Origin of the sequence: Pseudoflavonifractor sp. An176 (assembly GCF_002160435.1) — a bacterium.
GTDB classification, from domain to species: domain Bacteria; phylum Bacillota; class Clostridia; order Oscillospirales; family Oscillospiraceae; genus Enterenecus; species Enterenecus faecium.
The window spans coordinates 1-6,703 of sequence record NZ_NFKO01000055.1; the positions used below are offsets into that span (position 1 = coordinate 1).

Sequence of the window (6,703 nt, forward strand, 5' to 3'; positions counted from 1 at the left end):
ACGGCCCTATGGAAGGTTTCTGGGGCATCTTAAAGCGGGAGCGTTACTACGGCAGACGCTTTACCAGCAAGAAAGAACTTGTCCAGATGATCAGACATTACATCCACTACTACAACACCAGGAGAGTGCAGCGAAATCTGGGTGTGCTGACGCCTATGGAAAAGCATGAACTGTATCGCGCTGCATAAAAAGCGGCCAGCAGCACATATAGGCTACTGGCCGGGAAAACTTTATATTTTTTCACTGTCCTCTTGACGGGGAGCGGTTCACAGCGCCGGGCGGCAATCTTTTTTCTTATTTACTTCCGGTGGAGCCAAAGCCGCCCTCGCCCCGGACGGTGTCGTCCAGCTCCTCCTGCTGGGTGAACTGGGCGGTGAGGTAGGGGGCGATGACCAGCTGGGCGATGCGGTCGCCGTGCTCCACGGTGCGGCTCTCGCCGCTGTGGTTGTGCAGGGCCACCATCAGCTCGCCCCGGTAGTCGGCGTCAATGACCCCCACCTTGTTGGCGGGCGCCAGCCCCTGCTTGGTGGCAAGGCCAGAGCGGGCGTACACCAGGCCCACAAAGCCCTGAGGGATGGCCAGGGCCAGCCCGGTGTGAATGAGCACCGTCTGGCCGGCGGCCACGGTGACGGGGCCGTCGGTGACGGCGTACAGGTCCGCCCCGGCCGCGTCCACGCTGCCATAGGTGGGCATCTTGGCCCGGGGGTCTAAGAGTTTCACTGCAACAGATTGTGTCATAAGTGGAGTCCTCCATATACAATTTCATTTATCCTATCACAAAGGCCCGGACAAGCGCAAGCTGTGTCCGGGCCTTCTTGTTATTTCTGTATGGGCTGGATGGTGTGCTCGCCCTTCCACTCCACCACTTGGTGGGCCTTCAAACTGGAAGGCACATCAACGATGCGCTGGTTGGCAGAGCCCCGGAAGCGCAGGTTTAAGTCCTTGAGCTCCTCCACAAAGCGGCCATCCACCAGCACGTCGATGAGGGAGAGCATCTCGTCGGTGTGTTCGCACCGGGCACGGCTTTCCTGCCACAGCTCCCCGTCCAGGGTGTAGCCGGAGTAGCACCAGATCTCCTTGTCCGGATAACGCTCCTTCACTCGCCGCAGGAAGGGCAGCAGCACCGCCTGGTTGGCGGGCTCGAAGGGCTCGCCGCCCAGCAGGGACAGGCCCTTGAGATAAGAGGGAGCCAGGGCCTCCAGGATTTTGTCCTCCACCTCCGGGGTGAAGGGGTTGCCGTAGCAGAAGTCCCAGGCCTCCTCATTGAAGCAGCCGGGGCAGTGGTGGGTGCAGCCGGAGACGAACAGGGACACCCGTACGCCGGGGCCGTTGGCCACGTCCGCCCACTTGATGGTGGCGTAATTCATGCAGCTCCCTCTCTCTTACAGGTGGAGCACCCGGGACTTGATCTCCTTGGTCTTGCCCACGTTCCAGAAGTTCTCGCCCAGGTAGCCGCAGGTGCGGCGGGTGACGTTCATCTTGTTGTGGTCCTTGTTTCCACAGCTGGGGCACTCCCACTGACCTTCCTCGTTGATCTGAATCTCCCCGTCGTAGCCGCACACCTGGCAGTAGTCGCTCTTGGTGTTGAACTCGGCGTACTGGATGTTGTCGTAGATGTAGCGCACCACATCCTCCAGGGCCTCCAGGTTGTGGCGCATGTTGGGCACCTCCACATAGGAGATGGCGCCGCCGGAGGAGATCTTCTGGAACTGGCTCTCAAAGTGGAACTTGGAGAAGGCATCCACATGCTCCCGCACGTCCACGTGGTAGGAGTTGGTGTAGTAGCCCTTGTCGGTGACATCCTCGATGGTGCCGTACTTCTCCTGGTCAATGCGGGCAAAGCGGTAGCACAGGCTCTCGGCGGGAGTGCCGTACAGGGCAAAGCCCAGGCCGGTCTCCTTCTTCCACCGGTCGGTGGTCTCCCGCAGGTGGCGCATCACCCGCAGGGCAAACTCCTCGCCCTCGGGGGTGGTGTGGGAGCAGCCCTTCACCAGGCGGGTCAGCTCGTACAGGCCGATGTAGCCCAGGGACAGAGTGGAGTAACCGCCCTCCAGCAGCTTGTCGATGGTCTCGCCCTTCTCCAGACGGGCGATGGCACCGTACTGCCAGTGGATGGGGGACACGTCGGAGTGGACCCCCTTCAGGGCGTTGTGGCGGCACATGAGGGCCTCATAGCACAGCTCCAGGCGCTGGTCCAGTTCGGTCCAGAACTTGTCCTCGTCGCCGCCGGAGACAATGCCAATCTGGGGCAGGTTAATGGACACCACGCCCTGATTGAAGCGGCCCTCGAACTTGTAGTTGCCGTTCTCATCCTTCCAGGGGGAGAGGAAGGAGCGGCAGCCCATGGGGGAGAACACATTGCCCTCATAGTTCTCCTTCATCTTCTTGGCGGAGATGTAGTCGGGGTACATGCGCTTGGCCGAGCACTTCACCGCCAGGCGGGTGAGGTAGTCGTACTTGCCGCCCTTGAGGCAGTTGCACTCATCCAGCACGTACACCAGCTTGGGGAAGGCGGGGGTGATGTACACGCCCTTCTCGTTCTTGATGCCCTCCAGACGCTGAGAAAGAATCTCCTCGATGATGGCGGCGTTCTCCTCCATATAGGGGTCGTTCTCCCGCAGCACCAGGAAGAGGGTGACAAAGGGAGACTGGCCGTTGGTGGTCATGAGGGTGTTGATCTGGTACTGGATGGTCTGCACGCCGCTCTTCAGCTCGTCCTTGGTGCGGGCCTTGGCGATCTTCTCCACGGTCTCGTCGTCCAGCTCGGGAGCGGCCTCCCGGGTGCGGCGCAGGTACTTCTCATAGGTCAGACGCAGATACTTGCCCAGGTGGCTCATCTCCACGGACTGGCCGCCGTACTGGTTGGAGGCCACACAGGCGATGATCTGGGTGACGATGGTGCAGGCCACCTGGAAGCTCTTGGGGGACTCGATGAGCTTGCCGTTGATCATGGTTCCGTTGTCCAGCATGTCCCCGATGTTCACCAGGCAGCAGTTGAAGATGTGCTGGACAAAGTAGTCGGCGTCGTGGAAGTGGAGCACGCCGTCGTCGTGGGCCTTGGAGATCTTCTCCGGCAGCAGCAGACGACGGGTCAGGTCCCGGCTCACCTCACCGGCGATGTAGTCGCGCTGGGTGGAGGCGATGGCGGTGTTCTTGTTGGAGTTCTCCTCGGCCAGGTCCTTGTTGTCGTTGCGGATCAGAGCCAGGATGGACTCATCGGTGGTGTTGGCCTTGCGCACCAGAGCGCGGGTATAGCGGTAGATGATATAAGCCTTGGCCAGCTCATACTTCTCCGCCTCCATCAGGCGCTTCTCCACCATATCTTGTATGTCTTCCACCAGCAGGCGCTTGCGGTCCTTGCTGGCTACGGAGTCGGCGATGGCTTCAATGGAGGCATCGTCCATGCGATAGGGTTCCTCCACCGCCAGATTGGCCTTCTGAATGGCCACGACAATCTTGCTGCGGTCAAAGTCTACAGTGGAGCCATCTCGCTTGATTACTTTCATTTGTAACGCCCTTTCTCCCGTTATTTTTATCCTAGGGCGCATCTGAAAACAAAGAAATCGACGAATTTTCCACAAGCAACGCACAGATACGAGGCAAGAAACGCAGGAATCCTGGATGGATTCCCAGGATTTTTAACGAAGTAGCTGGCGTTGATGGTTGGAAAAGTCAAGAATTTCGACTTTTCAGATCGCCCCTAAGCGGGACAAAGCGGCGGTCGCCCCAGGTGGGACAACACACCGTCGTCATCGCATTCTATGGAATTCAGCCGCCATGTCTTCCAGGGAGTCCGGGATTTCCCCTGGTCGAGTGGCGCTTAGACAGGATACCATATCTTGTGGCTGTTGTAAATAGCGGCTTTGATTATTTCGAAATATTGTGGAGTACGGAATTTATTTCCTTCTCTTCCTCTGGGGACCGTCCCGCCCCCATTGGCATAGAATGTGGTGCACCCTGGCGGTTTCCCATGAGGAAACCCCACCTTTGAAAGGAGCGAATCACATGAACCAGAATCTTTGGCCCACCCAGTCCTGGAACGGGTCTGTCACGGCGGAGGAGTTCGCCGCCCAACAGAATTCCAGCTGTTCCAAGGGCAGCTGTACCTGCAACACCTGCAACACCTGCAATACCTGTAACCCCTGTCCCAATCCCTGTCCCGGCCAGACCACACCCATGATCTGCTGCTGCCAGCCCATGCCCACGCCCACCTGTCCCACCCCGGTGCAGGTAGAGGAGGGCTGCTGCTGCAAGCAGTCCTTCCGGGCGGCCCTCCAGCTTTTGTGCAACAGTCAGCTGGCCACCCTGCTGGACTTCAACCAGGCCGCCTTTGTCACCGATACCTACGTGGCAGGGGCCACCATCAACACCACTCCCGCAGGCACCACCCCTTCGGATAACCTGAACACCATGTCCGGGTCCTTCCGCCGCTTCTCCCCCTGCAACTGCGACCTGCTGGAGATCTCCGCCCTGGTGAACACCCCCCCGGAGACCAGCACCGGAGTCACCGCCACCCAGGTGCCCCTGTGCCAGCTCACCGCCGTGGCCCTGCAAACCGCCACCGCCCCCGCCTCCGGGGACATCACCTCCGACCAGGCCACCGCCAACAACTTCCAGACCATCCAGAAGATCCTGTCCCAGTGCCTCACCCCCTGCCCCAACCCCTGCGGGTGCTGCGCCTGTTCCTGCGCCTGCTCCGACGACGAGTGCTGCTGCGCCGCCGGGCTGCTGTCCACCCTGTCCCAGAGCAACCTCAGCCGCAAGGTCACCATCGTGGCCGGGCCTCTGGTGCTCCAGGGGGTCACCCTGCTGGGCACCGTGGGCAACGTGCTGGTGCTGTCCAACTCTGCCAACAACCGCATCTATTTTGTGTGCGTCAACCAGATTCAGTTCCTGGCCTGACCCACCGCACTTCCCCACGAGAGGGGCCGCCCCGGCCCCTCTCGTTAGTCTTGTGAAACTTTTCACCAATTTTCCAATCTTGCATTTACAAGCCCGGACTTTTGATGTATGCTATATGTGACTACCCATGAGATACAGAAGGAGGACTGTACAACATGAGAGGTGTAGAAACCCGTATTCAGGAGATTCGCCACCGCATTTTCCGCGAGGTGGCCCGCATGGCTTATCACACCGAGTGGCCGGTGGAGAAGCGCATTGAGGAGCTGCCCTACAAGATCATTCCCGGTGAGGTGGGCAACTACCGCAACGACGTATTTCTGGAGCGCGCCATCGTCGGCGAGCGCCTGCGTCTGGCCATGGGTCTGCCCTGCCGCGGCGCTGGGGAGCACGCCCCCCTGTCCGACAACATCGAGGCCGCTGCCAAGGACGAGACCTACTACACTCCCCCGCTGATCAACATCATCAAGTTTGCCTGTAACGGCTGCGCGGAGAAGCGGGTGCACGTCACCGACGGCTGCCAGGGCTGTCTGGCTCACCCCTGCGTGGAGGTGTGCCCCAAGGACGCCATCACCCTGGACCGCTTCAATGGCCGTTCCGTCATCGACCAGGACAAGTGCATCAAGTGCGGCCGCTGCGCCGACGTGTGCGAGTACAAGGCCATCATCGTCCAGGAGCGCCCCTGCGCCAAGGCCTGCGGTATGGACGCCATCCACACCGACGCCAACGGCAAGGCTGAGATCGACTACGACAAGTGCGTCTCCTGCGGCATGTGTCTGGTCAACTGCCCCTTCGGCGCCATCGCCGACAAGTCCCAGATTTTCCAGGTCATCCGCGCCATCCAGTCCGGTGAGCGGGTGTACGCCGCCGTGGCTCCCGCCTTCGTGGGCCAGTTCGGTCCCAAGGTCACTCCCGGCAAGCTGCGTGCTGCCATGAAGGCCCTGGGCTTTGCCGACGTGTTCGAGGTGGCCATCGGCGCCGACCTGTGCTCGGTGCAGGAGGCCGAGGACTTTGTCAACGAGGTGCCTGAGAAGCTGCCCTTCATGGCCACTTCCTGCTGCCCCGCCTGGTCTGTCATGGCCAAGAAGCTGTTCCCCCAGCACGCCGACAGCGTGTCCATGGCCCTGACCCCCATGGTGCTCACTGCCCGTCTCATTAAGCAGCAGCAGCCTGAGGGCAAGGTGGTCTTCATCGGCCCCTGCGCCGCTAAGAAGCTGGAGGCCATGCGCAAGAGCGTGCGCAGCGAGGTGGACTTCGTGCTGACCTACGAGGAGATGTCCGGCATCTTCGACGCCAAGCACCTGGACCTGGAGGCCATGGAAGAGGACCCCAACGGCGTCAACGACGCCTCCACCGACGGCCGCAACTTCGCTGTGGCTGGCGGCGTGGCCAAGGCTGTGGCCAACGTCATCGCCGAGCGCTATCCCGACCGTGAGGTGAAGATTGCCAGCGCCGATGGCCTGAAGGAGTGCCGCAAGCTGCTGACTCTGGCCGCTGCCGGCAAGTACAACGGCTACCTGCTGGAGGGCATGGCCTGTCCCGGCGGCTGTGTGGCCGGCGCCGGCACCATGCAGCCTGTGAAGAAGTCCCAGGCCACCGTTGGCATCTACGCCAAGCAGGCCGGACACACCACCGCTACCGGCACCGAGCACATCAAGGAGCTGGACAAGCTGGTGGACTAATTCCCCAAACCATAATCGAGTAGGAGGCTACCCATTAGTTGAGTAGCCGTCCTCTCACACCACCGTGCATACCGTTCGGTACACGGCGGTTCAATCGCATAAGTGCTGTTTACGAATTTGCT

The 6,703-nt window shown here is 60.7% G+C and carries 6 protein-coding genes; 3 read left to right on the top strand and 3 right to left on the bottom strand.

The window, feature by feature from the left end; translation table 11 throughout:
- A partial coding sequence (locus tag B5F12_RS11410) for an IS3 family transposase (protein WP_143482390.1) occupies positions 1–188 on the top strand: 188 nt, incomplete at its 5' end.
- Between the two features lie 106 nt (positions 189–294).
- Here B5F12_RS11410 and dut read toward each other — a convergent pair.
- From dut to nrdD, 3 genes are all read right to left on the bottom strand, one after another.
- On the bottom strand, positions 295–738 hold the full coding sequence (gene dut, locus B5F12_RS11415; RefSeq protein ID WP_087234497.1) for a dUTP diphosphatase: 444 nt from the start codon (positions 736–738) through the stop codon (positions 295–297).
- Between the two features lie 80 nt (positions 739–818).
- A complete protein-coding gene (nrdG, locus tag B5F12_RS11420; RefSeq protein WP_087234499.1) occupies positions 819–1,367 on the bottom strand; it encodes an anaerobic ribonucleoside-triphosphate reductase activating protein in 549 nt (182 codons plus the stop codon).
- A 15-nt stretch (positions 1,368–1,382) separates the two neighbouring features.
- Positions 1,383–3,506, bottom strand: coding sequence for an anaerobic ribonucleoside-triphosphate reductase (gene nrdD / locus B5F12_RS11425; protein WP_087234501.1), 2,124 nt, complete (start codon positions 3,504–3,506; stop codon positions 1,383–1,385).
- 499 nt (positions 3,507–4,005) lie between these two features.
- Between nrdD and B5F12_RS11430 the strand changes: the two genes are divergently transcribed.
- Positions 4,006–4,902 (top strand): CotA family spore coat protein, encoded by an 897-nt coding sequence (locus B5F12_RS11430; RefSeq protein WP_087234503.1) that lies wholly within the window; start codon positions 4,006–4,008, stop codon positions 4,900–4,902.
- A gap of 155 nt (positions 4,903–5,057) precedes the next feature.
- Positions 5,058–6,581 (top strand): 4Fe-4S dicluster domain-containing protein, encoded by a 1,524-nt coding sequence (locus tag B5F12_RS11435; RefSeq protein WP_087234505.1) that lies wholly within the window; start codon positions 5,058–5,060, stop codon positions 6,579–6,581.
- Positions 6,582–6,703 lie beyond the last annotated feature (122 nt).